General features: G+C 62.7%; 22 protein-coding genes and 1 pseudogene. 3 read left to right on the forward strand and 20 right to left on the reverse strand.

The annotated features are described in order from the left end of the window. Positions 1 to 820: 820 nt before the first annotated feature. The 11 genes from ltrA to IEG05_RS12505 form a co-directional block, all read right to left on the reverse strand. Entirely contained in the window at positions 821 to 2,134 is a 1,314-nt protein-coding gene (gene ltrA / locus IEG05_RS12455; RefSeq protein WP_179575937.1) for a group II intron reverse transcriptase/maturase, read from the reverse strand. A 946-nt stretch (positions 2,135 to 3,080) separates the two neighbouring features. Next, the gene (locus tag IEG05_RS12460) at positions 3,081 to 3,944 is read right to left on the reverse strand and encodes an MBL fold metallo-hydrolase (protein WP_046622324.1); all 864 of its coding nucleotides are present in this window, start codon (positions 3,942 to 3,944) and stop codon (positions 3,081 to 3,083) included. 15 nt (positions 3,945 to 3,959) lie between these two features. Next, the gene (locus IEG05_RS12465) at positions 3,960 to 4,775 is read right to left on the reverse strand and encodes a sulfite exporter TauE/SafE family protein (RefSeq protein ID WP_042939165.1); all 816 of its coding nucleotides are present in this window, start codon (positions 4,773 to 4,775) and stop codon (positions 3,960 to 3,962) included. A gap of 35 nt (positions 4,776 to 4,810) precedes the next feature. Next, positions 4,811 to 6,049, reverse strand: a complete 1,239-nt coding sequence (locus IEG05_RS12470; protein ID WP_052742233.1) for an alginate export family protein — start codon at positions 6,047 to 6,049, stop codon at positions 4,811 to 4,813. A gap of 110 nt (positions 6,050 to 6,159) precedes the next feature. Then, positions 6,160 to 7,083 (reverse strand): ABC transporter ATP-binding protein, encoded by a 924-nt coding sequence (locus tag IEG05_RS12475; protein ID WP_046622323.1) that lies wholly within the window; start codon positions 7,081 to 7,083, stop codon positions 6,160 to 6,162. Next, positions 7,073 to 7,927, reverse strand: coding sequence for a nitrate ABC transporter permease (gene ntrB, locus IEG05_RS12480; RefSeq protein WP_046622320.1), 855 nt, complete (start codon positions 7,925 to 7,927; stop codon positions 7,073 to 7,075). The genes IEG05_RS12475 and ntrB overlap by 11 nt, the downstream gene beginning before the upstream one ends. Before the next feature lie 10 nt (positions 7,928 to 7,937). After that, positions 7,938 to 9,332, reverse strand: coding sequence for an ABC transporter substrate-binding protein (locus IEG05_RS12485; protein WP_046622317.1), 1,395 nt, complete (start codon positions 9,330 to 9,332; stop codon positions 7,938 to 7,940). A 27-nt stretch (positions 9,333 to 9,359) separates the two neighbouring features. Continuing rightward, entirely contained in the window at positions 9,360 to 10,694 is a 1,335-nt protein-coding gene (locus IEG05_RS12490; RefSeq protein ID WP_042939174.1) for an FAD-dependent oxidoreductase, read from the reverse strand. Beyond that, the gene (locus IEG05_RS12495; RefSeq protein WP_042939177.1) at positions 10,691 to 11,833 is read right to left on the reverse strand and encodes an acyl-CoA dehydrogenase family protein; all 1,143 of its coding nucleotides are present in this window, start codon (positions 11,831 to 11,833) and stop codon (positions 10,691 to 10,693) included. Before IEG05_RS12495 ends, IEG05_RS12490 begins: the two co-directional genes overlap by 4 nt. Before the next feature lie 28 nt (positions 11,834 to 11,861). Next, positions 11,862 to 12,419 carry an OsmC family protein gene (locus tag IEG05_RS12500; protein WP_046622330.1) on the reverse strand — a complete coding sequence of 186 codons (558 nt, stop codon included), beginning with the start codon at positions 12,417 to 12,419 and terminating at the stop codon, positions 11,862 to 11,864. A gap of 307 nt (positions 12,420 to 12,726) precedes the next feature. Next, the gene (locus tag IEG05_RS12505) at positions 12,727 to 14,325 is read right to left on the reverse strand and encodes a sigma-54 interaction domain-containing protein (protein WP_046622311.1); all 1,599 of its coding nucleotides are present in this window, start codon (positions 14,323 to 14,325) and stop codon (positions 12,727 to 12,729) included. A gap of 267 nt (positions 14,326 to 14,592) precedes the next feature. On the opposite strand from IEG05_RS12505, the gene IEG05_RS12510 reads away from it, so the two are divergent. Continuing rightward, positions 14,593 to 14,874 (forward strand): helix-turn-helix domain-containing protein, encoded by a 282-nt coding sequence (locus IEG05_RS12510; RefSeq protein WP_046622309.1) that lies wholly within the window; start codon positions 14,593 to 14,595, stop codon positions 14,872 to 14,874. A gap of 313 nt (positions 14,875 to 15,187) precedes the next feature. Here the strand turns inward: IEG05_RS12510 and recA are convergent, their stop codons facing one another. The 4 genes and pseudogenes from recA to IEG05_RS12530 form a co-directional block, all read right to left on the reverse strand. After that, positions 15,188 to 16,231 (reverse strand): recombinase RecA, encoded by a 1,044-nt coding sequence (recA, locus tag IEG05_RS12515; protein ID WP_046622304.1) that lies wholly within the window; start codon positions 16,229 to 16,231, stop codon positions 15,188 to 15,190. 125 nt (positions 16,232 to 16,356) lie between these two features. Further along, positions 16,357 to 16,854: pseudogene (locus tag IEG05_RS12520) on the reverse strand (ATPase domain-containing protein); the annotation flags it as partial. 83 nt (positions 16,855 to 16,937) lie between these two features. Continuing rightward, positions 16,938 to 17,435, reverse strand: coding sequence for a CinA family protein (locus IEG05_RS12525; RefSeq protein WP_090519013.1), 498 nt, complete (start codon positions 17,433 to 17,435; stop codon positions 16,938 to 16,940). Between the two features lie 97 nt (positions 17,436 to 17,532). Next, positions 17,533 to 18,645: an acyltransferase family protein gene (locus tag IEG05_RS12530; protein ID WP_191122140.1), complete on the reverse strand. Its 1,113-nt coding sequence runs from the start codon at positions 18,643 to 18,645 to the stop codon at positions 17,533 to 17,535. A 469-nt stretch (positions 18,646 to 19,114) separates the two neighbouring features. Between IEG05_RS12530 and mutS the strand changes: the two genes are divergently transcribed. Next, the gene (mutS, locus tag IEG05_RS12535; RefSeq protein ID WP_191122141.1) at positions 19,115 to 21,694 is read left to right on the forward strand and encodes a DNA mismatch repair protein MutS; all 2,580 of its coding nucleotides are present in this window, start codon (positions 19,115 to 19,117) and stop codon (positions 21,692 to 21,694) included. Positions 21,695 to 21,815: 121 nt separating this feature from the next. Continuing rightward, positions 21,816 to 22,139, forward strand: coding sequence for a ferredoxin FdxA (gene fdxA, locus IEG05_RS12540; protein WP_003285709.1), 324 nt, complete (start codon positions 21,816 to 21,818; stop codon positions 22,137 to 22,139). A 79-nt stretch (positions 22,140 to 22,218) separates the two neighbouring features. Here fdxA and IEG05_RS12545 read toward each other — a convergent pair whose 3' ends face one another. The 5 genes from IEG05_RS12545 to IEG05_RS12565 form a co-directional block, all read right to left on the reverse strand. Beyond that, on the reverse strand, positions 22,219 to 22,410 hold the full coding sequence (locus IEG05_RS12545; protein WP_090519016.1) for a CsbD family protein: 192 nt from the start codon (positions 22,408 to 22,410) through the stop codon (positions 22,219 to 22,221). Positions 22,411 to 22,496: 86 nt separating this feature from the next. Next, entirely contained in the window at positions 22,497 to 23,489 is a 993-nt protein-coding gene (locus IEG05_RS12550; RefSeq protein ID WP_191122142.1) for a glucosaminyl phosphatidylglycerol flippase, read from the reverse strand. Then, positions 23,486 to 24,247: an N-acetylglucosaminyl phosphatidylglycerol deacetylase gene (locus tag IEG05_RS12555; protein WP_191122143.1), complete on the reverse strand. Its 762-nt coding sequence runs from the start codon at positions 24,245 to 24,247 to the stop codon at positions 23,486 to 23,488. Before IEG05_RS12555 ends, IEG05_RS12550 begins: the two co-directional genes overlap by 4 nt. Beyond that, positions 24,240 to 25,355 carry an N-acetylglucosaminyl phosphatidylglycerol synthase gene (locus tag IEG05_RS12560; protein ID WP_191122173.1) on the reverse strand — a complete coding sequence of 372 codons (1,116 nt, stop codon included), beginning with the start codon at positions 25,353 to 25,355 and terminating at the stop codon, positions 24,240 to 24,242. Before IEG05_RS12560 ends, IEG05_RS12555 begins: the two co-directional genes overlap by 8 nt. 154 nt (positions 25,356 to 25,509) lie before the next feature. Next, a complete protein-coding gene (locus IEG05_RS12565) occupies positions 25,510 to 26,385 on the reverse strand; it encodes a YihY/virulence factor BrkB family protein (RefSeq protein ID WP_014819855.1) in 876 nt (291 codons plus the stop codon). Positions 26,386 to 26,581: the final 196 nt, after the last annotated feature.

Below are 26,581 nucleotides of genomic sequence, written 5' to 3' on the forward strand. Positions count from 1 at the left end.
GGTGCTCTGACCCACTTGCGAATCGTGTTGCGCGCCAACCCGGTGCGCTTGGCTATCTCATGCAGCGACAGCTTGTCGCGGAAATACATCCGGCGGATTTTGCCCATCATTTCCATACTGATCACCCTGTGTTCTCCTGCTCAAAAATTGAGCAGAAGCAGTTGAACACCTGGGTCAGTTTTCAGTCGGCAGAACAGCCTCTACTGGGTCAGTTTTCGGTCAGCGGCAACAATAACTAACTCAATTACTTTTTATTAAAACCATTTTTCATGGTAGCTAATGATACCTACTCTATTGACTTCTAGCTTCAGGTACTTCCCTAGTGTGTAACAGTGATTAGACCGAACGCTCGACTAATACGCAGCCTAACATTTCGCTAACAATGCTGACTTTTCTCTTGCGGATCAGTGTTTTATGCATCTTTCACTCCCTTCTGCTGCGACGTTATATCGAACGCGGTATAAGCCAGTTATAGCCGAATGCGGCATAAGCCCGCGCTTCACAGCATGTCGCCAAAGCTAGCAGGAATGAATGCTTGTGTGAGATAAGCAAGGCATCCATGCCGCCGAAGATGGGACTGCGCGTGAGAAGTTGTTTCCATAATGCTTTTTCTGCTGTTGATTGCCAAGAAATTAGTGGCCGCTTCTGGCCGTTTTCTGCCGGTTGCCACCTGACCGCGCGTTAATGCAAATGGATGGTCGAGGTCATGCAATTACGCAGCTGATTGCCTGAATCGGCATAGGGGGCAGTTTTGATGAACTGCGCCCCTGCCACACCACCCGGCATGCGGGTCCGCACCGGGCGGTTCGAGGGATTGAGGTTATGAGAGTCGGGCTAATCCCAGGCGGTCGAACCAGGCCAGGTTCAACACCCTATTGAGTAGCTTGCCGCTGTTGCACCACCAGCGCCGGCTGTTGGCCGCCACCCGTTGTGCCACTGTACGACTTGCCCCCAGTGCGCGTAGCTCCCGGAACATGGTCTTGCCTTGCTTCCACTGCTTGAGCTGGATCGCGCGCAACCGATGACGCAGCCACTCGTCCAGCATCTGCCAGACTCGCGACGTTTGCGCCAACCGGTAGTAGCCCTTCCAGCCCTCCAGGTAGGAACTCAGGCGTTCAACGACCTGCTGCAGACTGCGACCGCACGAGCGGCGGCTCAGTTGCCGAACTCGTTGCTTGAACGCTTCCAGCGCCTTCTTCGCCACCGTGCGCTTGATCACCCCTTTCGGGGCTACCCAGAAGCTGTACCCCAGGAACTTGCGCCCCGCAAAGACACTGCTCACGCGGCTCTTGGCCTCGTTGATCCTCAAGCGAAGCCTGGCGTACAAACGGCGTAGCAGCGCCATCACCCTTTCTCCCGCTCGGCGGCTGTGCACGTACACGTTGCAGTCGTCGGCGTAGCGAACGAAACAGTGACCGCGGCGCTCCAGCTCCTTGTCCACTTCATCGAGCAGCACGTTGGCCAGCAGCGGCGACAACGGACCACCTTGCGGTGTGCCTTCATGCCGCTGCATGACCAGACCGCCATCAAGGATGCCGCTGTTCAGGTACGCTCGTATCAGACGAAGAACGCCTTGATCCGGGACGCGCTTGCGCAAGCGTTCAATCAGGATGTCGTGGTTGACACGGTCGAAGAATTTCTCCAGATCCACGTCCACCACAATCCGGCGCCCAGATTGCACATACGCCTGAGCGGCAAGCACCGCATCATGCGCACGGCGTCCAGGCCGAAAACCGTAGCTATGCTCGCTGAAACCAGGATCGAGCAACGGTTGCAGCACCTGCAGCAAGGCCTGCTGGATCAGACGGTCGGTCACCGTTGGTATACCCAGCTCGCGCTGGCTTCCGTCCGGCTTGGCAATCATCACCCGCCGTACCGGACTGGGCCGGTACAACCCTGACAAGAGCTGCGCTCGAATCCCCGCCCACTCCGTCAGCAGCCGTTCGGCCGTCTGCTCTATGCTCAGTCCGTCGACACCCGCTGCTCCCTTGTTGGCTTTGACCCGCTTCCACGCTCGTTGCAGGTTTCCTCTCGCAAGGGCCCGATACAGCAGCCCTTGCCCTGTGCTGTCGGTTTCACCCCGCGGGCGCAGTGCCTCGTCGCTGACGGAGCGAATCACGGCTTCACCGCTCATCGCCTGCGCCCGCCCCACCTTCTGGTGAGCATCTGACTTCAGGTCATGTCGCATCAGGATGGCCTATCGCACTCTCTCTCGTTCGGCCCTTCGTCAAAAAAAAAAAACTACTACGGCCTCTGCTGACTTCTCGCTCCGGCTCGACGCCGTTACCCTTTCAGGATCGAGGCGAGATCTCCCCAGGTAAGAACGCACTCCTTCTCTGCACAACCGCCGGATCTACGCCACTTCGCCTTGATCACCAGAGCTTTGCGGTTTCTTGCCCGCTCGCCCTGCTCCATAGCGCCTTCTATCCGGTTCTTGTTCATCGGCTCGCAGATTACGCTCCACGCTTCCTCCCCACGCTCGGTCACCCTCACGCAGTTGCGCTTCACTTCGTTCGCTGTGATCAACTTACGGCGGGACTTGCACCCGCAGGAGGGCGCCCATGCTGGGCGCACAAAAGAAAACTCCCAGCGGCTTGCGCCAACTGGGAGTGGTACACCTAATGGTACATGTACTAAAAAGCAAATTAGCCTGAAGGCCTATCACTCACTCACTCACAGAGTTTTAGTACAATTTTGTGCTGTAAAGAGAGGATGAAACTTTATTTGCATCCCACATCGACTGCGGCCTCTCTCGACCGGCAGCAGTCGGCCGATTCTGTTGAAAAAGTCCCTCTACGATTTCTGCGTGCGAAAGTAGGCCGCTGACGTTGAAATCTGAAGCAGCTCCGCACCGAGTCTGCTTCAGAATTCGCGTAGCAACGCCAAAACCGTGCGTTTTTTGAACGATTGAAAGCGGCTCCAGCAAAGACCGCCTTTTTCAACAGAATCGGCCGATTTCTGCCTGTCGCCACTGGCCACTTCGGGTCGACACCTACCCTTCTCTCTCCTTTCGTTCATAGACCAGGGCTGCTAACCGCCCCTGGCTATCTACCTCACGCACCCCGTCCTGTAACAGCTCCTCAGAGCACATCAAGCGGCATCTTCAGATAACGCACCCCATTGCCCTCAGGCTCAGGCAGCACGCCGGCCCGGATGTTCACCTGGATCGAGGGCAGCAGCAGGTTGGGCATGTCGAGCTGCGCGTCGCGCTGGTTGCGCATGGCAACGAAGTCCCCCTCGCCCACGCCATCATGCATGTGAATGTTCGCCGCGCGCTGCTCGGCCACCGAGCACTCGGCAATCGGCTTGCGCCCAGACGGCGGGTAGTCGTGACACATGAACAGGCGGGTCTCTCCCGGCAGGGCGAGAAGGCGGCGGATCGAGCGATATAGCTGGGCGGCGCAGCCTCCCGGGAAGTCGCAGCGGGCGGTACCGACATCCGGCGGGAACAGGGTGTCACCGACGAATACCAGACGCTCTTCGATCTGGAACGCCAGATCCGCCGGCGTATGCCCGGGCACGTGCAGAGCGCAGGCACGCAGTTCGCCGATGGTGAAGGCCTCGTCGGCCTGGAACAGGTGATCGAACTGGCCATGCTCCGCGCAGTAGTCCGCGGGCAGATTGTAGATGCCCGTGAACACCCTCTGCACGTTACGGATCGCCCCGCTGGCGCCGATCCTGCCGCCCAGGCGCTGACGCAGGTAGGCGGCAGCGGACAGGTGATCGGCATGGGCATGGGTTTCCAGCAGCCACTGCACCGCGAGCCGTTGCTGTTGGACGTAAGCGAGGATTCCATCGGCCGCCCGGGTATCGGTGCGTCCGGATTTCGGGTCATAGCCGAGCACCGAATCGATGATGGCGCAGGGCGTGCCCGGCCCGGCGTGCACCACATGGCTGAAGGTCGAGGTCTGCGCGTCGAAAAAGCTTTCCACATGCGGCTGCATGGCGGGCTCCGGGGTTCAGTGAAGCGGAAAAAGGGATATGAGCGTCTTGCCCAGCAGCATCAGCGCGGCCAGGCCGGCGAGCAGGGCGAAACCCAGTTGCAGGTAGCGGGCAGGCACCCGCGGGGCCAGCAGACGGCCGCCGAGCATCCCGCAGCCGGACCCGGCGATGAACATCCAGGCCGCGGCGGACAGGCTGCCGCCGGACCAGAGGAAACCGGCAACCGTACTGGCGGAGATCAGCGCGATCACCATCAGCGAGGTGGCAACGATGCCGTGCATGCCGAGGTTGCTGAACTGGCGCACCCCGGGGACGACCAGGAAGCCGCCGCCGACGCCGAGCAGGCCGCTGAACAGCCCCGACAGGCCACCGATGGCGGACAAGCTGAAGAAGCACCGCGAATTCCAGCGCAAGCGCCCGGTCTCGGTGTTGAGCATGCAGTTTCTGCGCAAGGCCTCGGGTACCGCGCCCGGCGCAGGGCTGGTCAGGGCCTGGCCCGCCATGCGCCCGGCGATCAGCAGCAGCACGGCGCAGAACAGCAGCATCAGCGCCGCCACCGGCAGAACGGCCGCCAGCCGCAGCCCGAGCGGCGCGCAGAGTGCGCCGCCGAGCGCCATCAGCAGCGCTGCCTTGTAGCGCACCAACCCGCGGCGGAGGCCATCAAGACCGCCGAGGAAGGCCGAAGCACCCACCGCGACCAGCGCCACCGGCGCCGCTTCGGGCAGGCTGTAGCCCAAGCCGAGCACCAGCGCCGGCACGGCCAGCACCCCGCCTCCCCCGGTCATGCCCAGCGCCAGGCCCACACCCAGGCCGTAAAGGCTTTCCAGCAACATGCGTCCTCCTGCGCCTGAGCGGCGCCCGTCGCCGATCAGTAGCGGTACTGCATCTGTACCCAGAACTTGTCGGTATCCACCGCGAACTCGTCGGCGTCGTAGCGGGCGTACTTGGCCATGGCCACCAGGTTCTTCACATAGGGGATCGGTCGGCTGTAGGCCACGTCCAGCTCCTGGCCGTAGCTGTCGCCCCCCTGGTCGGCCCGGAAGTCGTGGTACCAGGCCTGCAGGCTGCCGCCCAGCAGGGGCACGCTGCCGCCGACATAGCTGTCGCGGATACCGGCTGCCGGGGTGATGAGGAACAGGTCGGCCCAGCCCTGGAACTGGTGCTTGGTCGCCAGCGGCGTCTGGAAGGCGCGATTGCCGGCACCTTCCTCCCCGCCGAGCACCTCGTAGCCGACCTTGGCCAGGTAGCCGCCCTGCTGGTAGCCCAGCTCGCCGAGGAAGTAGTGGCCGTTCAGGTCCAGCGGATTGTTGCCGTAGTCGCGCTGGCGGGCATATTCTAGGGTGTAGCTGAAGCCCTCCCGCGCGCCGGCGAGACGCACACCGCTGGTACGGCTGGACTGGCTGCCCGGCGCCGCGGTTGGCGCCACCGCCAGGTTGTCGAGGCCGAGCAGGTAGCTGTAGGCGGTGACCTTCAGCTCCGGGCGCCAAGCATAGGCGACGTTGAACAGGTGACTGTGCCCCTCGATGTTCGCCGGATTGGTCGGATAGCCGTGCTGGCCGTCGGGGCCGAACGTGGTGTTGATGTTGTCGAGGTAGGCGTAGGTCAGGGTCAGCTGGTCCAGCGGCTTGAGCTGGCCAAGGAAGCCGTCGTAGGTCTGCTCGTTCTGCCGCCAGGCGACACCGCCGACGAAGCGCTGATTGTCCAGATCGATGCGCTGGCGGCCGGCCACAGCGCTTCCCTGCGCATGGTCGTAGCGCAGCAGTGCCTGGTTGATTTCAGTACCGTCGGGGTCGCCCACCACCGAGTAATTGCCGCGACCATTGCGGGTATCGTTGAAGCGCTCGTCGCCGATGCGGTTGAGGTTGTCGACCTCGAGCACCCCGGAGAAGCCGTACCAGCTCCCGCTCTGGAAGCCGGCGCGTGTGCGCAGGGTCTGTGCGTTGGCATGGTCGAGGGCGTTGTCCTGATCGACGTGCTCGTAGCGATAACGCAGATCGAGGATCGGCTTGCCCTGGGTAAGCAGGTTGGCAAGGGCTTCTTCGGGCTGGGCTACAGCTGGCGCAGTCGAGGCCAGCAACAGGGGGCACAGCAGAGTGTTGGCACGCATGGGGGCTTTCCTGGCAAGTTTTTCAGGGCGCACCTTTCCCGTGCCGCCAGTACCGGAGTTCTGGCGGCCGCTGATTAGCGGATCGGGAAGGGGCGTTACAGGATGGTCAGTCAGGCGACGACGCGCATCCTGGAGGTCTGTGGTTGCTCGGGGCCGGGCGGCGGCTCGTCACTTTCCAGCCCCGGCCGCACGATCAGCGGCTCGCCACCGGCCTGCGCCGGCGCCCCGCTCTGCTGGATGACCTTGGAGCGGCGCACCAGGAAGTCCACCAGGTGGTTGCGGATGCGGTAGAACTGCGGGTCGTGGTGCATGGTTTCGCGGCTGCGATCACGCGGCAGGGTGTTGATGACGATCTCGGCCACTCGCGCATGGGGGCCGTTGCTCATCAGCATGATCTTGTCGGCCAGCAGGATCGACTCGTCGACGTCGTGGGTGATCATGAACACCGTCTGCCGGGTGGCTGAGCAGATCTTCAGCAGCTCGTCCTGAATCACACCGCGAGTCAACGCATCCAGCGCGCCGAACGGCTCGTCCATCAGCAGCATCTTCGGCTCCACGGCGAAGGCGCGGGCGATACCGACGCGCTGCTTCATGCCACCGGAAAGTTCGCTGGGCTTCTTCTGCGCGGCGGCCTTGAGGCCGACCATGTCGAGGAAGCGGGCGCCATGCTCGGCGATCTGCTTGCGCGACCACTCCGGGTAGCGCGAGCGCACGGCGAAGGCGATGTTCTGCTCCACGGTCAGCCAGGGCAGCAGCGCGTGGCTCTGGAACACCACGCCACGGTCCAGGCTGGGACCGGAGATTTCCTTGCCGGCCATCACCACCCCGCCGCTGCTGGCCTCTTCCAGGCCGGCTATGACGTTGAGGATGGTGCTCTTGCCGCAACCGGAGTGACCGATCACACAGATGAACTCACCCTGCTGGATGCTGAAGTTGATGTTCTCGAACACCGGCGGCAGATCGTCGCGATAGCGCTTGGTCAACCCTTCCACCTTGATGAAGGGGACGCTGTGCTTGTGAGCTTCATTCGACATAGGTCACCTTCTTTTGCAGGCTGGCAAACAGGAGATCAAGGAGCATGCCGATCACGCCGATCATCAGGACGGCGAAGATCACGTTGCCCAGGGACAGGTTGTTCCACTCGTTCCAGACGAAGTAGCCGATGCCGGTACCGCCGATCAGCATTTCCGCGGCGACGATGACCAGCCAGGCGATGCCCATGGAGATGCGCATGCCGGTGATGATGGTCGGCGCGGCAGCCGGCAGGATCACCTGGAAGGCCTTGCGCAACGGACCGACCTCGAGGGTGCGGGCGACGTTGAGCCAGTCCTTGCGCACCCCGGCGACACCGAAGGCGGTATTGATCAGCATCGGCCAGACCGAGCAGATGAAGATCACGAAGATCGCCGAGGTGGTGGAATCCTTGATGGTGTAGAGCGCGATCGGCATCCAGGCCAGCGGCGAGATGGGCTTGAGCACCTGGATGAATGGATCGAAGGCCTTGTAGAGCAGCGGCGACATGCCGATCACGAAGCCCAGCGGGATCGCCACCAGCGCGGCGATCAGGTAGCCGAGCCCCACGCGCCCCAGCGAATGGGCCAGCTGGATGCCGATGCCCTTGTCGTTGGGACCGTTGTCGTAAAAGGGATCGCTGAGCTGCTTCCAGGCCAGGCCGGCGAATTGCGCCGGGGTCGGCATGCCGTTGACCTCCTTCGTTTCACCGCTGACGGTCTGCCCCATCAGCAGGGCGTACTCCTCGTCCATCGCGCTGGTGGCGGCTTGCTTGCCAGGCAGGCTCGCCACCTGCCAGACCATCAGCAGCACCAGCAGCATCACGAAGGACAGCAGCGCGGCTTTCATACGTATCGATTTGCCCATGACGTTCTCCTTAGCTGCGCTTGATGGCGAAGCCATCCAGATAGGCCTGCGGCTGGCGCGGATCGAACGGCCGGCCCATCACCGAGAAGCTCTTGTAGCCGGACGCCGGTTCGGCATTGGCCTCGCTCATCGCCAGGCTAGCCATCTGCCGGCGGGCGTCGGTCATAAGGAACACCTGCTCGGCGAGTGCGCTGAAATTCATCTCACCCTTCACGTACCCCCAGCGCTTCATCTGGGTCAGCATCCAGGTCGCCATGGAGTACCAGGGCATCGCATCAAAGCCGGCGCGGTCCGGCTCGTTCTGCACCTTGCCCAGGCCGTCGGCATAGCGCCCGGTCAGCGCCTGGCGAATGACGATCTCCGGCTGGTTGAGGTAGTTCGGCGTGGAGATGGCCTGGGAAATCGCCGGCAGGTTGGCAGGATCGTTGGCGGCCGTCGCGGCATTGAGGATGGCGCGGTACAGCGCGGCGAAGGTGTTCGGGTTCTGCTCGATGAACGCCTGCGAGGTGCCGAAGGAGCAGCACGGATGGCCATCCCAGATGTCCTTGGAGAGGATGTGGATGAAGCCGATGCCGTCGTACACCGCGCGCTGGTTGAAGGGATCCGGGCCGAGGAAACCGTCGATGTTGCCGGCGCGCAAGTTGGCGATCATTTCCGCCGGCGGGGTCACCCGCAGTTGCACATCGCGATCCGGATCCAGGCCATGCTCGGCCAGGTAGTAGCGCAGCAGGAAGTTGTGCATGGAAAACTCGAAGGGGATGGCGAACTTGAAGCCCTTCCAGTTGTGCGGATCGCGGTTGTCCTTGTGCTTGAGTGCCAGGGTGATGGCCTGGCCGTTGGTGTTCTGGATGGTCGCCACGCGCATCGGCTGGGCGCTGGAGCCGAGGCCCATGGAGATGGCCAGGGGCATCGGGGCGAGGAAGTGCGAGGCATCCAGTTCGCCATTGAGCATGTTGTCGCGAACCAGCGCCCAACCGGCAGTCTTCTGCAGGCTAACGTTGAGCCCCTGCTCCCTATAAAAGCCCATCGGGTCAGCCATGATCAGCGGCGTGGCGCAGTTGATCGGAATGAAGCCGATCTTCAGGTTCTTCTTCTCCAGCGGACCCTTTTCCTCAGCCATCGCCTGCAGCGACTGCAGCGGCAGCACGCTGGCGATGGCCGCCATCGCGGTGCCCATGCCCACCGCCTTGAGGAAACGGCGGCGGGTGGCATCGTGAGGGAACAGCGCGCGCACGGCGGCTGCCTCGACGAAATCGCGGGACAGGGCTTCACTGTCGCGGCCGCGGGCCAGACGCTCCCGCTCGGCCTGCAGGTCATGCTCCTGCTGGCTGCCGTGGGCCCCGCAGGTGCAGCCCGACAGGCTGCTGTGCTCCGAATAGGGGCGGTAGAAATTCTTATCGGTCATGGCTGTGCCCTCTTTTGGCTCATCCGATCAAGCTGCTTTGGCCTGACCTACACGCAAGGTTGAAGCGGTACGGCCGTCGACCAGCTGCTCCATCAGCAGGCAGCTGTCGTCTTCACGCACCACAAGCCACTCGCCCTCAGCACAAGGCGTGCCATGCATCTCGATGGGCAGGGAGCGGGTCTTCAGGCGGATCACTGGCTGGCTGTGGGCGTAGCTCTCGCCAGCCCTGCCGAGCACGGCATGGGCAATCGCCCTCGCCTGCCGAGCGATCGGTTCGATGAAGCGGCAGGCTGCGCCGTCCAGACTGACACAGTCGCCCAGCGCGTAGACATCCGCGGCACTGGTCTGCAGGGTGCAGGGGTCGACCCGGATGCCCTTGTCGAAGGCCAGCCCGGCAATCCGCGCCAGACGGTCATCGGTCACCAGGCCGGTGGCGGCGACGACCTGATCGACGACCAGGCTCTGGCCGCACTGGGTGGTGATGAGCTTGCTGCCATCGTCCTGGGCGCTGATGCCTGCGACCTGGACAGCACCGAGATAGCTGACGCCGAGGCGCTCCTGGCTCTGGCGCAGGCGCTGTGCCGCAATCTCAGGCAACAGGCCCGCCAGCGGCAGGGCAAGGCGGTCCAGCAGGGTCACTTGATGGCCGGCGCGGGCGAAGTCCTCGGCCAGTTCGCAACCGACCATGCCGGCGCCGACGATGGCCACCCGCTGCGGCGCCTTGGCCAGCTGTGCCTGCAGGCCGCTCCAGCCGGCCAGGTCGTTGACTCGCCAGCACAGCGCCGGCGGAAGCGCGGCCGGCAGTGCAGGACGCGCGCCCTGGGCCAGCACCAGCTGGGTGTACGCCAGGGTGCCGCGGGTGGTACGCAGTTGGTGGAGCGCCGGGGCCAGGCCGACCACGAAGGTCTCCGTGTACAAGCGCACCCCCAGGCGGCGGGCGGCGTCAGCCGCCGTCTCGCGGACCAGTGCCTCGGGCGTTTGGCCGCGGCTCAGCGCCACCGACAGTTCCGGCTTGTGGTAGAGGTCGCCCTTACAGGCGCTGATCAGGGTGATCGGCACCTCGGCATCCAGCTCACGCAGGGCTTCGACGGTGGCCCAGCCAGCTAGGCCGGCGCCGACCACCACTACTCCCCTGCCCTGCGGCGCGCCCTGCACCGCACAGGCGGGCGCGGCATCGCGTCTGACGAAAGGCTCGAAGTCCAGCTTGGTCACGCCGCACAGCGGGCATTCCCAGTCTTCGGGGATGTCCTCGAAGCGGGTGCCGGGGGCCAGGCCGCTGTCCGGATCACCCATCTCCTCGTCGTAAATCAGGCCGCAGGCGCGACAGATGAACTGCCGCCAGGCTTGGGTGATGGCGCTCATGCCGGCATCTCCTCTTTCATCAGGCGGGCCATCTCCCAGCGCAGATGCTTGATCGCCGGAGTGACGATGGCGACGAACTGCGCCTCGCGGATGCGCCGCTGCGGCGCGGCGCTCTTCAGGTAGCCGCGCGCCCCCTGGTGCATCAGGGATGACTGCGAGGCGCGCAGGGCCAGCTCGGCGCCCTGGGTGCGGGCGTCGAGCACCTCCAGCATGAAGTCCTTGCTGCCGTCGAAGGGGCTTTGCGCCAGCTTCATGATCCGCCCGCCCAACTCGTCGAACTCGGCCTGCAGCTCGTCCGGGCGGTCGTGCAGGAAGCGGTTGACGTGGCCGAGCACCGGCTCGACCTCGCGGATCGAGTCGAGGCTGCCCTGGACGATGCCGGTGGCCATGCCGGCTTGCAGCAGCACGAAGGCGGCGCGGATGCGGGCGATGAACGGGCGGGCCGGGTCGGCGATCATGCTGTCCTCGCCGACGAAGTAGTCATTGAGCTGGATGCGCCAGGTGCTGGTGCCCTCCATTGCGGAGAACTCCGGGCAGGCCTTGAGCTCGGCGCGCTCGTCGAGATCGAGCAGGAACATGATCTCGTGGGAGCGCGAGCCGTCGTCGCGCTCCACCGCGGCGATCGCGCCGCAGTACTGGCCCTTGGCGATGTGGCTGACCCAGGGCAGCGAACCACTGACCTTGTAGCCGCCCGGCACCTTGCGGGCGCGCAGCAGCATGTTTTCGATGCCGGCCAGCGACTTCATCGGGTTGGACAGCGCGGTGCCGCCGAACGTCCGCCCCATGGCATGGTCGTTCAGCCGTGACAGCAGCGCCGGGTTGCCCGACTGCTCCATGTACAGGCCGCAGACGTCGTGGCACCAGGTCAGGAAACCGGTCGAGCCGCAGGTTCGGCTGACCTCCTGCATAGCCGCCAGCGACAGGCCGAAGCGGCCGCCGTGGCTGTCGAGATGCACACCCAGTGCGCCGCTCTCGCCGAGGGCAGCCATGATATCGAGCGGGTAGTAGCCCTCGTGGTCGATGCGGTTGACCAGTTGGGCCAGCGGACCGCGGGCGATACGGCCCACGTCGGCGAGCACGCGGGCATCGTCGGTCCAGGCGGTGGTTGTGGTGGGAACTGCGATTGCAAGACTGTTCATGGCATCCTCCGGCTAGGCGTGTGCTGGATCAGTCGGCCAGGCCGATGCTGAACGGAATCGGGTTGCGCATGGTGTTGGCCACCGGCGAGTAGAAGTTGGCGTGCTTGACGATTTCGTCCAGCTCCTCGCGGCTCGCATCGCCCTCCACCAGCACCTTCACGCGAATCGCCTGGAAGCCCATCTGCTCAGGCGCCATCTCGGCACCACCGGCACCCCAGGCCGCCGGGTTGCCGATATCGCCCTCGAGGAAAATTTCCAGCTTGCTCAGCTTCACCTGCTTCCAGGTGGCCACCGCGGTGATGCCCACGGCCAGGCAGCCACCGAGGCCGGAGAGGACGATCTCGCCCGGGGCCGGCGCGGTGTCCTCGCCGAACAGGTGCAGCGGCTCGTCGACCACTACCGGCTGGTGATCACCGACATAGCTCAGGCTGCGATACATGCCTTGCGTAACGGAGTGGACCTTGTTGGTGCCACGGGTGGCCGGGTTGTTGCGCCCCTTCTCGGCGAAGGCCATCAGCCCGTTGCGATCGATCGGCTTCAGGTAGGTTTTCACGGTCCTCGGGCAAGTGGCGGTTGCTGCGGTCATGGCATTCTCCAGCGGATCTGGTGAGCAGCGCGGCTGCTCCATCGGGTGTCGAATGCTTGATTGCAGGGGGCGTGCCAAACCGCACAAACCACAGAAAACATCAATAGAATCAATAGATTGAATCCAATACCCCCGACTTTCGAACGCCTCACCAGAGGAGCGGACAGCGGTTTGCACAGAGCCAATTGGCAACATTGTCGACATTGTCGACAGGTCCCGACGCAGCAAAACTGCAGAGACAGAAACGCTCAGGGCAGCCCGTGGTCTGCCCTGAGGGAGGAAAACGCGGGGAGAGTCGGGCTGCGGCCTACAGGCCGAGCTTCTGCCAGCGGTAGTTGAACTGGCGCGAAGTCAGACCGAGAAGCTGGGCTGCACGCGACTTGTTGCCCCCGCACTGGAGCAGCGCCTGCTGCAACGCATCAGCGGAGTGCGAGCCAGCCGGGGCGTAGGGGCGCATTGGCAAGGACATCATCAATGGCTCTGCCTGCAGCCGGCTGCTGACCGGCTGTACCTGCACCTCCTCGACCGTCTCGCCAGTGTTCAAGAAGGGTTCGAGATCGCCGGCATTCAGCGGCGACTTATCGGCCAGCAAAACCACACGCTCGATGACGTTGGACAGCTCGCGGATGTTGCCTGGCCAGGGGTGATTCTGCAGACGGGCGATGGCATCGGAGGTCAGGCTGATGTTGCGCTGGTTGGCCTGGTTGACCCGGTTGAGAAAGTGCATGGCCAAGGCTGGAATGTCGCTACGCCGCTCGGCTAGCGACGGCAGGTGGATCGGGATGACATTGAGTCGGTAGTAGAGGTCCTGGCGGAACTGGCCCCGCGCGACCTCGATCGCCAGGTCACGGTTGGTCGCTGCCACCAGGCGCACGTCGACCGGGATTTCCCGCTTGCCCCCCAGGCGGTTGATGGTGCCTTCCTGCAGGGTGCGCAGCAGCTTAGCCTGCATTCCCAACGGCAGCTCGCCAATCTCGTCGAGAAAGATGGTGCCGCCGTCAGCTTGTTCGAACCAGCCCGCACGCAACGCCGTGGCACCAGTGAAGGCACCACGCTCGTAACCAAATAGCTCGGACTCGAACAGGGTATCGGGAATGGCGGCGCAATTAACCTTGATGAACGGCTTGTCGCGGCGGGGACTGGCCAGGTGCAGGGCGCGGGCGAACAGCTCCTTGCCGCTGCCAGACTCACCGAGCAGCAGCACGCTGGCAGTGGCACTGGATACCCGCTCCAGCTCGGAAATCGCCCGCAGCAGTTCGGGGGAAGTACCGACGATGCCATAACGGGTTGCATCGGCATGCAGGGCACGGGTCAGCATGTCGTTGCGCTGTTCCAGGGCCAGAGTCTTCTCCTCGATGTAGCTGTGCAGATGCAGCATCTGTCCGGCCAGCGTCGCCAGGATGCGCAGTATGGTCAGGTCGTCGGCCAGCGGCCGGGCTCGCATGCGGATGCGATGGCAGGCCAGCACGCCGACAGTCTTCTGGCCGATCTGGATCGGCAGGGCGATGAAGGACACTGGCCCTGCCGGCAGCTTGCTGCGTTCGACCATGCGGCCGAGGAAGATCGGCTCCTTGTCGATGTCCTGCACGATGGTCACCTGGCCATGCGCCAGCACCCTGCCGGTAACACCCTCGTCCAAGGCATAGCGGCCGAGCACCACCTCCTCCTTGGTCAGGCCATACGCATAGCGAATGGTCCCTCCACGCCCATCCTCATCGAGCAGGACGATCCGCCCACGATTGAGGCCCAGCAGCTCGGAAAGCAGGTGGAGCATTTCCTTGAACACCGGCTCGACGGCGAGGCTCTTGCCCGCCAGGGCCATGACCTGCTGCAGCAGGAGCATTTCCTGTGAGCGCCAGAAGGCAGGTGAGCTATTGAGGTCGTCGATTTTAGAGTTATCTGGCATGCGGACTTGGATCTCTTTCATGAAGGACGCAGTGCATTACCGAGTATCTGGGGAATACGCTAAGGGCAATGCCGGGCTATTTGACGAACAGCAAGAATCACGCCAACGAGCAGAGGCATACCTACAGCGCCATCGGCCAAGCCGTTGGAGTTCATCTGCGCACCGTGCCGCATTGGGTCGCAGCCGGGGAGCCCCAAGGCAAAGAGGTCTCTATCGAGGGTGGCCAACGCGGGGCGCCGTCGTTGTTTTTATGCAACGGGAAAAGGGATGGATTACAGACAAGCGCTAGGATCGAGTCTGCGGAGAATTCGTAAGGCTCGCGGGCTTAGCCAGGAATCGTTCATGTCAATTAGCAGTCGAGCACACATCTCGATGCTGGAACGAGGGCTGAAAGGGGTCACTATCGAGAAGATGATAGAGATCGCTGAGGTTATGGGGGTTCACCCCCTCACAGTGCTGCTCGACTCGTTCAGTAGCTACGAAGGGGTGACGTCAGAGAGGCTTTTAAAACAAATTGCCCAAGAGCATGAAGAGCTCGGAGGGGACTAGTACTCCAAACCTAATGATAGCTCACCCATCTCCGTGCAGCTGGAGGTTACCAGCGGTGTGCGAAAGCCGTACGTTTTTGAATCTTAATTCACGCCTCAGGATCAGAGGTATAAACTGTACTCAATAGCAGGAGCCGCATCACACACTCAGTGCAAATAAAACCACCCAAGACTAACGCGTTTTTAGATCTACATAACTATATTAAATAATTAAGCCTGAAATAATAAAACCTAGCTTTAAAGGCTAGGCTTTATTATAAAGGGTATATCAGCAACTATCAGTGACGACCGACTTTCACCCACCGACAGATATATTAGTCGTCAGCCGGCTCTTCTAGAGCGGATAGGTTGGCAGATGTTTCAGGCTGTGGCTTCGACATCAGCTTGTCGCGAATCATGCCTTCCAGCTTGTCCATGGTAGCCTTGTTTTCCATAAGCCACTTCATGGTATTAGCTTTACCTTGGCCAATTTTATTACCCTCGAAGGAGTACCAGGCGCCAGCCTTTTCAACGAAATTATTTGCAACAGCTAGATCAACGATCTCACCCGCCTTGCTGATGCCATGGCCGTAGAGAATCTGGAATTCTGCTTGCCTGAATGGAGCAGCGACTTTGTTCTTGACAACCTTGACGCGTGTTTCACTACCGACCACTTCGTCGCCTTCCTTCACCGCGCCGGTACGGCGGATATCCAGACGCACCGAGGCGTAGAACTTGAGCGCGTTACCACCGGTGGTGGTTTCCGGGCTGCCGAACATCACGCCGATCTTCATGCGAATCTGATTGATGAAGATACACATGGTGTTGGAATTTTTCAGGTTACCAGTAATCTTCCGCATCGCCTGAGACATCATTCGCGCGGCAAGGCCAACATGGGAATCGCCGATCTCCCCTTCGATCTCTGCCTTTGGAACAAGCGCAGCAACGGAATCGACAACAATTACGTTAACCGCACCCGAACGAGTCAATATGTCTACGATCTCAAGAGCCTGTTCACCGGTATCTGGCTGCGAGCACAGGAGGTCATCAATGTTTACACCGAGTTTAGCTGCGTAGATTGGATCAAGAGCATGTTCGGCATCCACGAATGCACAGGTCAAACCTTGACGCTGAGCTTCGGCAATAACCGAAAGAGTGAGGGTAGTTTTACCAGAGGACTCTGGCCCGTAGATCTCGACAATACGACCACGCGGCAGACCACCCACGCCCAAAGCGATGTCGAGACCAAGGGAACCTGTCGAAACAACATCGATATCCATTGTCCGGTCTGAGCCGAGCCGCATTATGGCGCCCTTGCCAAACTGTTTCTCTATCTGAGAAAGAGCCATTTCCAACGCTTTGTTTTTTGCCTGATCCATTCTCACCGACCACTCAAATTAGGAATTAATCGAATACTACTGATTAGCTTAGGGAGTATCCCTTGGTAGGGAAGGAAGACTTCCTAAGTGAACCAAAACTACGCTGCAATACGTGATACTGCATCCTGGAGGCCGACGTGCGTGTCGCCCATCTCGCCTTCGATCTCGGCCTTGGGTACCAGTGCCGCCACGGAGTCGACGATGATCACATCCACCGCGTTGGAGCGCACCAGCATGTCGGTGATTTCCAGTGCCTGCTCGCCGGTATCAGGCTGCGAAACCAGCAGGTCGTCGACGTTCACGCCCAGCTTGCCAGCGTAATCCGGGTCCAGCGCGTGCTCGGCATCGACGAAAGCACAGGTGGCGCCCATCTTCTGCGCTTCAGCGATTACCGACAGGGTCAGAGTGGTCTTACCGGAGGATTCCGGACCGTAGATCTCGACGATACGGCCCTTGGGCAGGCCGCCAATTCCAAGCGCGATATCCAGGCCCAGCGAGCCGGTAGAAATGGCCGGAATGGCCTGGCGATCATGATCGCCCATGCGCATCACTGCACCCTTGCCGAACTGCTTTTCGATCTGGCCCAGGGCTGCAGCCAGGGCGCGCTTCTTGTTCTCGTCCATCAAATCCTCACTTGATCAAGAGGGCCGGAGGCCACAACAACTGTATAAGTAGCCAGTATTAGAACATAGGCAAATTTACTCGCCTAGCCCCGAAACTGTTTTTCTCCGACCGCCAGCACAAGCAAACCTTGCAACGCCGCCGCCACCGTCTGCTCACGTACGGCCTGGCGATCACCGGCGAATAGATAGCGTTGGGCCTGCAGATGCGAGTCATCTGCCCAGGCAATCCAGACCGTACCAACCGGTTTTTCTGCCGTGCCGCCGCCGGGTCCGGCAATGCCGCTGACAGCCACCGCAAAGCGCGCACCACTGTTGCGCTGCGCGCCCCGCGCCATGGCCTGCACCACTTCGGCACTGACCGCGCCGACCTGCTCGAATAGCTCCGCCGGTACACCGAGCTGGCGCGTCTTCTGGGCATTGGAATAGGTGATGTAGCCGGCCTCGAACCAGGCCGAGCTGCCGGCAATACGGGTGATGGCCTCGGCAATGCCACCACCGGTGCAGGATTCCGCGGTGCTGACCTGCGCACCCAGTCGTTGCAGCGCATCACCCAGCTGTGCCGCCAGTTCGGTGAGATTCATCAGGGCTCCGGCCAAAGGAAAGTGGCCGATACCCTACACCAGCGGGCTCCCGAGTTCAGCCATCCGGATGGCCAATGGTCGAGTTACGCGTCGCCCATCAGGCATCCTGGCGAACCGGCAGCACGACACGCTCGCCGATGCTCCGTCCGCGACGGCTTACCACTGCATCACCATAGCGCTGGATGGGATCTGCCAGGGTTCGCTTGACGAAGAAGCCGAACAGCGTCACCAGTAACAGCATCACCGCGATGTAGAGCGGGCCGGGAATGGCCAGCGCTCCAGCGCCGAAGCCCAGCCGCTCGGCGATTGCGAATACCGATGGATGGGCCAGGAAGACGATATAGCCGATCCCGCCTAGCGGCGCGATCCAGCGCAGCCCCTTACCACTGATGCGTGTCGCGCCAATGAAGACGGCAACACCCACCGCATAGCTGACGAAGTAGCGATACCAGGTTTCCCCGAGACCGGTATCGCGCGAGTAGGCCAGCACGCAGATCGGCAACAGAAACAGGTAGAACAGGCCCACTGCGATGCGCGCGTAATGCCCGGTATCGGGTGCGCGACCGTTATCCGTGGCCTTCCACAATGCGCCGAGGAAACACACACTCAGCATCAGCGGCAGGGCCACCGGCAGCTTCATTTCCAGCTTGTAGCGCAGGAACGCGAGCAGCAGGGTGAAGGCGTACTGGGCCAGCAGAAACAGCAGATCGCGCCTGGCCGAGCCGCCCAGACGCAGCGCGAAGATGACAATGCACAGCACATAGAAGGTCAGCTCTATTTGCAGCGTCCAGTACAAACCGATCACATTTTCGACAAATACGAAGCCTTGCAGCATCGTCGCATTGAGCGCGATGACAGCCGGACTGAACACCCGAGCCGGATCGTCCCAGGGAAACATCACGCCGAGAAGCAGCGATAGCCAGTACAGCGGAAAAAGCCTGAAGAAGCGCTGATAGACGAAGGCTGCGACCGGCCGTTCGTAGCGATGGCGGCTCTTGTACAACGCCGCGACGACGAAATAGCCGCTCAGGGCGAACAGCACCAGCACGCTGGTCTTGCCGACATCCAGCACCGTTTTGCTGACAAGGAACAGATCGCTGGTCAGCCCATCGAAATGGCCGTCACGCTTCATTTTTGCGATCAGATGGGAATAGGCGACGCACAACGCCGCAACGCCGCGCAGGGCGTCGAGTCCGAGTAGTCGAGACATGTCTGCTGCTCACTTGACCAGAAAAGGAGGTCGCCAGCATTACTGCAGGAAGAACTGACGCGAGGGGGTAGAACAGGCATTCGCCGAGGCGGGATGGCCGGGGCTGCAATCCACAGGACGGCGAAGCACGAGCGACAATCAGGCAAGCTACCGCGCCAGGCACCGTGGGGGCCTGCGCGACTGCATGATCGAGGGAGTCGCAGGCCCGGCGCGCGCAAGGCACAAGGCGCACCGGCAACCTGTCGACAGGCCAGAGTTACCAACAGCACCGGCTCGCTTGTCAACGCATTCCGCGCCCGGCCCGACAAACGACACCCGACCAAGCGGGAACCGGTCCTCGCCCTCACCTGTGGAGCCGCTCGGCCCGTGTTAACCTTGCCGGCTTCCCGCGGGAACCTGGCTGCGGACGGTCCGACCGCACCGTCATCCGATAGCCTTCCCCGCCACTCAACGAACCGCACGCAAGCCGATGACCAAGCCCAACGCCGACCTTTCCGCCCATACGCCGATGATGCAGCAATATTGGAGACTCAAGCGCGAGCATCCAGACCAGCTGATGTTCTACCGCATGGGCGACTTCTATGAGCTGTTCTACGACGATGCCAAGAAAGCCGCCGCGCTGCTCGACATCACCCTGACCGCGCGTGGGCAGTCGGCGGGCACGGCGATCCCGATGGCAGGCATTCCGTTCCATTCCGCCGAGGGTTATCTGGCGCGGCTGGTGAAGCTTGGCGAGTCGGTGGTGATCTGCGAGCAGATCGGCGATCCGGCCACCAGCAAAGGGCCGGTGGAGCGCCAGGTGGTGCGCATCATCACCCCCGGCACGGTGAGCGACGAGGCATTGCTCGACGAGCGTCGCGACAACCTGCTGGCTGCGGTGGTCGGTGATGAGCGCCTGTTCGGCCTGTCGGTGCTGGACATCGCCAGCGGCCGCTTCAGCGTGCAGGAACTCAAGGGCTGGGAAACCCTGCTCGCGGAACTGGAGCGTTTGAGCCCGGCCGAGCTGCTGATCCCCGACGATTGGCCGCAGGGCCTGCCGCTGGAGAAACGCCGCGGTGTGTGCCGTCGCGCGCCCTGGGATTTTGATCGCGATTCGGCATTCAAGAGCCTCTGCCAGCAGTTCTCCACCCAAGACCTCAAGGGCTTCGGCTGCGAGAACCTGACGCTGGCCATCGGCGCCGCCGGTTGCCTGCTCGCCTACGCCAAGGAAACCCAGCGCACCGCCCTGCCCCACCTGCGCAGCCTGCGTCATGAGCGCCTCGACGACACGGTGATCCTCGACGGCGCCAGCCGGCGCAACCTGGAGCTGGACGTCAATCTGGCCGGCGGCCGCGAGAACACGCTGCAATCGGTCATGGACCGCTGCCAGACCGCCATGGGCTCGCGCCTGCTGACCCGCTGGCTGAACCGCCCGCTGCGCAACCGCGAGATTCTCGAAGCGCGCCAGGATTCGATCACCTGCCTGCTCGAGCATTACCGCTTCGAGCAGCTGCAGCCGCAGCTCAAAGACATCGGCGACCTGGAACGCATCCTCGCCCGGATTGGCCTGCGCAACGCCCGCCCGCGCGATCTGGCGCGCCTGCGCGACGCGCTCGCTGCGCTACCGCAACTGCAGGCGGGCATGCAGGACCTGGTGGCACCGCATCTGCTCGAACTGGCGAAAAGCATCAGCACCTACCCGGAACTGGCCGAACTGCTGGCCCGCGCCATCATCGACAACCCGCCGGCGGTGATCCGCGACGGTGGCGTGCTGAAGACCGGCTACGACGCCGAGCTGGATGAGCTGCAGTCGCTTTCCGAGAACGCCGGCCAGTACCTGATGGACCTGGAAACCCGCGAGAAGGCCCGCACCGGGCTGGCCAACCTCAAAGTCGGCTACAACCGCGTGCACGGCTACTTCATCGAGCTGCCGAGCAAGCAGGCCGAATCGGCGCCAGCCGACTACATCCGCCGGCAGACGCTCAAGGGCGCCGAGCGCTTCATCACCCCGGAACTGAAGGAGTTCGAAGACAAGGCGCTGTCGGCCAAGAGTCGCGCCCTCGCCCGCGAAAAGCTGCTCTACGACGAGCTGCTGGAAATGCTCATCGGCCACCTGGCACCGCTGCAGGAAAGCGCTGCCGCACTGGCCGAGCTGGACGTACTGAGCAACCTGGCCGAGCGCGCGCTCAACCTCGATCTGAACCGCCCGCGCTTCGTCGAGCAGCCGTGCATGCGCATCGAGCAGGGTCGCCATCCGGTGGTCGAGCAGGTATTGGAGACGCCTTTCGTGGCCAATGACCTGGGCCTCGACGACGAAACTCGCATGCTGGTCATTACCGGGCCGAACATGGGCGGTAAATCGACCTACATGCGCCAAACCGCGCTGATCGTGCTGCTGGCACAGATCGGTAGCTTCGTCCCGGCTGCGGCTTGCGAGCTGTCGCTGGTCGACCGCATCTTCACCCGCATCGGCTCTTCGGATGATCTCGCCGGCGGGCGCTCCACCTTCATGGTGGAAATGAGCGAAACCGCGAATATCCTGCACAACGCCAGTGATCGCAGTCTGGTACTGATGGACGAAGTCGGTCGCGGCACCAGCACCTTCGATGGCCTCTCGCTGGCCTGGGCGGCAGCCGAGCACCTCGCCAAGCTGCGCGCCTTTACCCTGTTCGCCACCCACTACTTCGAACTGACCGTGCTGCCGGAAAGCGAGCCGGTCGTGGCCAACGTGCACCTCTCGGCCACCGAGCACAACGAGCGCATCGTCTTCCTGCACCATGTGCTGCCGGGGCCGGCGAGCCAGAGTTATGGATTGGCCGTTGCCCAACTGGCCGGCGTGCCGGGCGAAGTCATCCAGCGTGCACGCGACCATCTGTCGCGGCTGGAAACCACCAGCCTGCCCCACGAAGCGCCGAGAATAGCGCCCGGCCAGCCGGCACCACCGATGCAGAGCGACCTGTTCGCCAGCCTGCCGCATCCGGTGCTCGAGGAATTGGCACGGATCAATCCCGATGATGTGACGCCGCGCCAGGCGCTGGACCTGCTATACAGCTTGAAAACTCGCATTTGATACGCCGCGAAAGCTGCTAGAATCGCGCGCATTTTTTTGATAAGCGGCATTTGCCTGTGCCGCCTACTCGCAGGGGCGTCACCGTAACGCCTACCTGACACGCCTGAGGAGATAGCTAGACATGACCTTCGTCGTCACCGACAACTGCATCAAGTGCAAATACACCGACTGCGTGGAAGTCTGCCCGGTGGACTGCTTCTACGAAGGCCCGAACTTCCTGGTGATCCACCCGGACGAGTGCATCGACTGCGCACTGTGCGAGCCCGAGTGCCCGGCCCAGGCGATCTTCTCCGAAGACGAGGTACCGGAAGATCAGCAGGAGTTCATCGAGCTCAACGCGGATCTGGCGGAAGTCTGGCCGAACATCACCGAGAAGAAAGACGCCTTGGCCGATGCCGAAGAGTGGGATGGCGTGAAGGACAAACTGCAGTATCTGGAGCGCTGATCGCCAGCCGAATCCAGACAAAAAAATGCCCGCAGCGATGCGGGCATTTTCATTTTTACTACCGTAAGACGTCGACCGGTCAGGCCTTGTCGATGCCTTTTTTCAGGGTGTCTTTCACATCACCCTTGACCTGCTGGGCCTCGCCCTTCACTTCCTGGCGCTGGCCTTCGGCTTTCATGCGCTCGTTGTCGGTCGCCTCGCCCACGCCTTGCTTGATCTTGCCGACGGCTTCGTTGGTGTTGCCCTTGACCTTGTCTTCAGTACTGCTCATGGCGAACTCCTGGCTTCTCATTGGTGACATAGGGTGGACCGCCCGTGCGAAACGTTAGTTTCCCCCGGCCATCGGAACAGAGCGGCTCACGCGTGGCGCGAAGGGACTAGGCGGCGCAGCAACGGTCGCCCTGCCAGGTGCAGGAACACCGGCGCGCCCACGATGAGGTAGAAGTAATAGGTCACGAAGCGCCAGATCAGAATTGCCGCGGCCGTCGTCGACTTGCCCACCATCGGCGTCAGCAGCGCGGCCGACGCCAGTTCGGCGCTACCCGCCCCACCGGGCAGCAGGCTCAGTTGGCCGGCGGTCAGCGCCAGTAGCTGGACGAGAAAGGTCCAGGCCCAGGCCAACTCGCTGCCCAGGCCGCGCAGCGTCAGATAGAGCACGCTGAAGCGCAGCAGCCAGTGCAGCGTGGTCAGCCCGAACACCGCAAGCAGAAGACGACGCGGCAGGCGAAAACAGTCGACCAGCGCATTTCGGAAGCCCAGCACCTTGCGTGCCCAACGGCGCTTGCGTGACGGTTTCATGCCAAACCGGCCAACCAGCCAGCCATTGAGCAGAAATACCTGCCGGTGGAAGCGGCCGAGCAGCGCCAGCAGCACCATCACACCGATCAGTAACGCGACGCTGAAGCCCAGCAGGCTGGCGATATGCGCGTTGAGCTTGTGGGTCAGGGCATAGAACAGCACACCGACCAGGGCGCAGGCGAAGAACAGCAGATCACTCAGCTGCTCGACGGCATAGGTCGCCGTGCCCTTGGCCGGCGCCACGCCCTGGCGCATGAGCAGCGCCATCAGGGTCAGCGGCCCGCCGGCTCCCCCGGGCGTCGCACAAATGGCGAATTCGGTGGCCACCACGATGCCGAATGCGCGGCGCTGGCCCAGCTTTCGCCGACCGAGCAGCAGGCGCAGGCGCAGCGCATTCAGATTCCAGCCGACCAGCACCATGACAAGCATGGAGGCCAACAAGCTGCCCGGAAAATGGCGCAGCCGTTCGAACAGGCCGGTGCCACCAAGCAAAAGCGGCACCATGGCCGCCGCGAGCAAAGCACCGCCCAACAACCACCAGCGCCGGTTCATGCCACGGCGCTCGTCTGGCGGTATCGGCGCAGCCAGTCGATCTTGGTCAGTGGGGTCCTGCCGTCCCGCAGCAGACGCTCGAGCACATCGAGCCAATAGCCCCGGGAGAACTCGTGGCGCATATCCACCGGATGCAGGCCCAGCCGCAGCAATGGCGCCTGCCGGCTCTGCCGTAGCTGCCGTTCGCTGACCAGCCAGGACACACCACGGCGCCAGGGGCTGCGAGCACTCCAGACCAGCCCCGGCGCCCTGATCGGAGAAAAATCAGGCAGCAGATAAAGATGGCCTGGATCACTGGTATAGGTCAGCCCGCTGCGGGCCAGTACCCGCCGCGTACCCTCGCTCATCAGCCAGGCGGGTGCGACGAAGCCATGCAGCGGCCATTGCTGGCGCCGGAACAGCTCCAGGCCACGCGCCAGCCGCTCGCCCGCAGCCTGTTCGTCGAGGCCGTAGAACTCGCCTTCATGGGTATATATCCGGCGCATGAACCAGTCCCGCGGCGTCTTCGGTGCGGGCTCGAGATCGGCGTGGTAGCAGCCGTGCAGCACCAGTTCGTCACCACGCTGCACACGCTGGTCCAGCAGCCGGCAAAAATCCGGCTGCCGCTCCAGCGGATTGCGCTGATGAAAGTCCGGGACCACCAGCCAGGTGATCGGCACGCCGCCGATGGCGTCCACCGCCTCGACGAAGGGCCGGTAGGCCGGCCAGGTTTCCGCGGCCACGTCGTGCAGCACCAGCGTCAGAGCCGCCTCAGCCATGTACGGCTACCGGCAGGTCCGCCGTGCCGAGCACCGCGTGGTAATGGGCGAGCAACCCCGCCACCACGGCATCCCAGGCATGATGCGCCTCGACATGCTGGCGCGCCTGCTGTCCGAGCAGTCGCGGATCGTCTTCGAACAGCTCACGCACGGCATGCGCCATGGCCCTCGGGTCGAGCGGCCGACACAGGCGCCCGGTGTAGAACGGCACCAGCTCCGGTAACGCACCGGCACGCGCGGCGATCACCGGAATACCGCTGGCCATGGCTTCGAGCGCCACCAGGCCGAAGGTCTCCTGATTGCCCGCATGCAGCAGCACATCGCTACTGGCCATGTAGCGCGCCACTTCGCTGGCACAACAGAAGCGATCGATCACCGTGACGTTGTCCGGCACCCGCTGCGGCATGCTCGAACCCACCAGCAACAGGTGGTACGGCTTGCCGAGCTGGCGCGCGGTTTCCAGCAGGACGTGCAGGTTCTTCTCCCGCGAACCGCGCCCGGCAAAGATCATCAGCCGGGTGTCGTCGGCCAGGCCCAGCTCGCGGCGCAGATCGGGGTCGCGGCGCTCGGGGCAGAAGGTGTCCAGATCAACCCCCAGGGGCTGCACGAAGACGTTCTTCACGCCGAGGTGCAAGAGCTTGTCGGCCATCACTTCGCTGGGTGCCAACACCCGGTCGAAACTGCCGTACAGCTTTGAAACGTAGCCGTTGAGGTTGGTGCCCAGCCAGCGGCCGATGCGGTTGCTGACCAGCAGTGGCAGGTCGGAGTGATAGAAACCAATGACCGGAACATTGAGCCGACGCCCCGCATCCAGTGCCGCCCATGCGGTCATGTAGGGATCACCGACCTCGATCAGATCGGGACGCAGCGAACGCAGCAGATTGCGCCAGGGCGCGCGGCGGATCGGAAAGCGGTAGCCCTTGCCGAACGGCAGGATCGGTGCCGGCACCTCATAGAGGCCGTCGTTGTGACTGTAGTCGCCGCCCGGCACCAGAATGCTGTGCCGCACGCCGGAGTAAAGCTGCAGCCTGCGATGCTTCGCCTCGAGGTAGGTGCGCACGCCACCACTGGCGGGCGCGTAGAACATGGTCATATCCGCGATATGCAAGGTACTTCTCCGTCGGTCCCATAGCAGAACTCCGGCCTCGCCGGGCACGTCGCGCGTCAGCGGCATGCTCCGCAATCCCTGCGGAATAATTCTGTAATGAAATAGATGACCGTTACGTAGAAGGGTTGTTCGCAGCAGGGCGCCAGACGGCGCCTCAGGCGTCCGGCACCTTCTCGCCCGGATCCTTGCCTTCGACCGAAGCGTGTTCGATCACCGCATTGAGTTCGGCACCGAACAGCAGCACCGCCGAGGAGATGTACAGATAAAGCAGCAAGACGATGATGGCGCCGATGCTGCCGTAGGTCGCGTTGTAGTCGGCGAAGTTCTGCACATAGATGCCGAACGCGATCGAGGCCAGAATCCACACCAGCACGGCTAGCACCGAGCCCGGCGTGATGAAGCGAAACTCCTGCTTCACATCCGGCGCCACGTAGTACAGCAGCGCCACCACCAGCATCAGCATGAGCACGATCACCGGCCAGCGCAGCCAGGTCCAGAGCAGCACGACGACGTCCTTCAGGCCGACCTGCGAAGCCAGCCACTCCATCACCTGCGGCCCGACGATCATCAGCCCGGCCGACAACAGCAGCAGCACGGCGATGCCCACGGTATAGGCCAACGAAAGCAGGATCAGCTTCCAGCTCGGTCGCCCCTCCTCCACGTCGTAGGCGCGGTTCATCGCATTCATCAGCGAGCGAAAACCGACCGAGGCTGTCCACAGCGCCACGACGATACCGAACGACAGCAGCCCCGCCTTCTGTTCCTGCAACTGGTCAATGACCGGATTGATTTGCTCCATCGCCATCGGCGGCAGGGCCAGCTCGGCCTGCATGCGCAACCAGTCGAAGAAGTTCTGTAGATCGAGAAAGCCGAGCAAGGCGATGAGAAACAGCAGGAACGGAAACATCGAGAACAGGCCGCGGTATGCCAGCGCCGAGGCATAGGTCGACATGTCGTCGTTGCCGAATTCCTTGAACGTACGCTTGAGCAAGGTCACGGCCCCGATACCGCGGGTGTCCAGCATGGCCATCGATGTTTCCCCAATCAGTGAAATGTGCGGTCTAGAAAATGGGACGACCGCTCTGCTGGAGAGTTCGCTGCTAGACATCTGACGCAGCCATCGCAGCGGGAACGTTTTCAATGTGCACTCTGTCACATAAAGGCAGATTGGCATCAGCCCATTCCGGGTTGATTCGCTCGACGAGCGTGGGCCATTACCCGCAGAG

This window comes from Stutzerimonas kunmingensis (assembly GCF_014764705.1).
Classification (GTDB): Bacteria; Pseudomonadota; Gammaproteobacteria; order Pseudomonadales; family Pseudomonadaceae; genus Stutzerimonas.

Coding starts and splice junctions, on each gene's coding strand:
- IEG05_RS12470 (WP_052742233.1), bottom strand. CDS start 6,049: ATGCGTGCCAACACTCTGCTGTGCCCCCTGTTGCTGGCCTCGACTGCG.
- IEG05_RS12530 (WP_191122140.1), bottom strand. CDS start 18,645: ATGTCTCGACTACTCGGACTCGACGCCCTGCGCGGCGTTGCGGCGTTG.
- IEG05_RS12525 (WP_090519013.1), bottom strand. CDS start 17,435: ATGAATCTCACCGAACTGGCGGCACAGCTGGGTGATGCGCTGCAACGA.
- IEG05_RS12460 (WP_046622324.1), bottom strand. CDS start 3,944: ATGCAGCCGCATGTGGAAAGCTTTTTCGACGCGCAGACCTCGACCTTC.
- IEG05_RS12495 (WP_042939177.1), bottom strand. CDS start 11,833: ATGAACAGTCTTGCAATCGCAGTTCCCACCACAACCACCGCCTGGACC.
- IEG05_RS12475 (WP_046622323.1), bottom strand. CDS start 7,083: ATGTCGAATGAAGCTCACAAGCACAGCGTCCCCTTCATCAAGGTGGAA.
- IEG05_RS12555 (WP_191122143.1), bottom strand. CDS start 24,247: ATGGCTGAGGCGGCTCTGACGCTGGTGCTGCACGACGTGGCCGCGGAA.
- IEG05_RS12545 (WP_090519016.1), bottom strand. CDS start 22,410: ATGAGCAGTACTGAAGACAAGGTCAAGGGCAACACCAACGAAGCCGTC.
- ntrB (WP_046622320.1), bottom strand. CDS start 7,927: ATGGGCAAATCGATACGTATGAAAGCCGCGCTGCTGTCCTTCGTGATG.
- IEG05_RS12565 (WP_014819855.1), bottom strand. CDS start 26,385: ATGGCCATGCTGGACACCCGCGGTATCGGGGCCGTGACCTTGCTCAAG.
- IEG05_RS12490 (WP_042939174.1), bottom strand. CDS start 10,694: ATGAGCGCCATCACCCAAGCCTGGCGGCAGTTCATCTGTCGCGCCTGC.
- IEG05_RS12505 (WP_046622311.1), bottom strand. CDS start 14,325: ATGCCAGATAACTCTAAAATCGACGACCTCAATAGCTCACCTGCCTTC.
- recA (WP_046622304.1), bottom strand. CDS start 16,231: ATGGATCAGGCAAAAAACAAAGCGTTGGAAATGGCTCTTTCTCAGATA.
- IEG05_RS12550 (WP_191122142.1), bottom strand. CDS start 23,489: ATGAACCGGCGCTGGTGGTTGTTGGGCGGTGCTTTGCTCGCGGCGGCC.
- IEG05_RS12500 (WP_046622330.1), bottom strand. CDS start 12,419: ATGACCGCAGCAACCGCCACTTGCCCGAGGACCGTGAAAACCTACCTG.
- mutS (WP_191122141.1), top strand. CDS start 19,115: ATGACCAAGCCCAACGCCGACCTTTCCGCCCATACGCCGATGATGCAG.
- ltrA (WP_179575937.1), bottom strand. CDS start 2,134: ATGAGCGGTGAAGCCGTGATTCGCTCCGTCAGCGACGAGGCACTGCGC.
- fdxA (WP_003285709.1), top strand. CDS start 21,816: ATGACCTTCGTCGTCACCGACAACTGCATCAAGTGCAAATACACCGAC.
- IEG05_RS12510 (WP_046622309.1), top strand. CDS start 14,593: ATGGATTACAGACAAGCGCTAGGATCGAGTCTGCGGAGAATTCGTAAG.
- IEG05_RS12465 (WP_042939165.1), bottom strand. CDS start 4,775: ATGTTGCTGGAAAGCCTTTACGGCCTGGGTGTGGGCCTGGCGCTGGGC.
- IEG05_RS12485 (WP_046622317.1), bottom strand. CDS start 9,332: ATGACCGATAAGAATTTCTACCGCCCCTATTCGGAGCACAGCAGCCTG.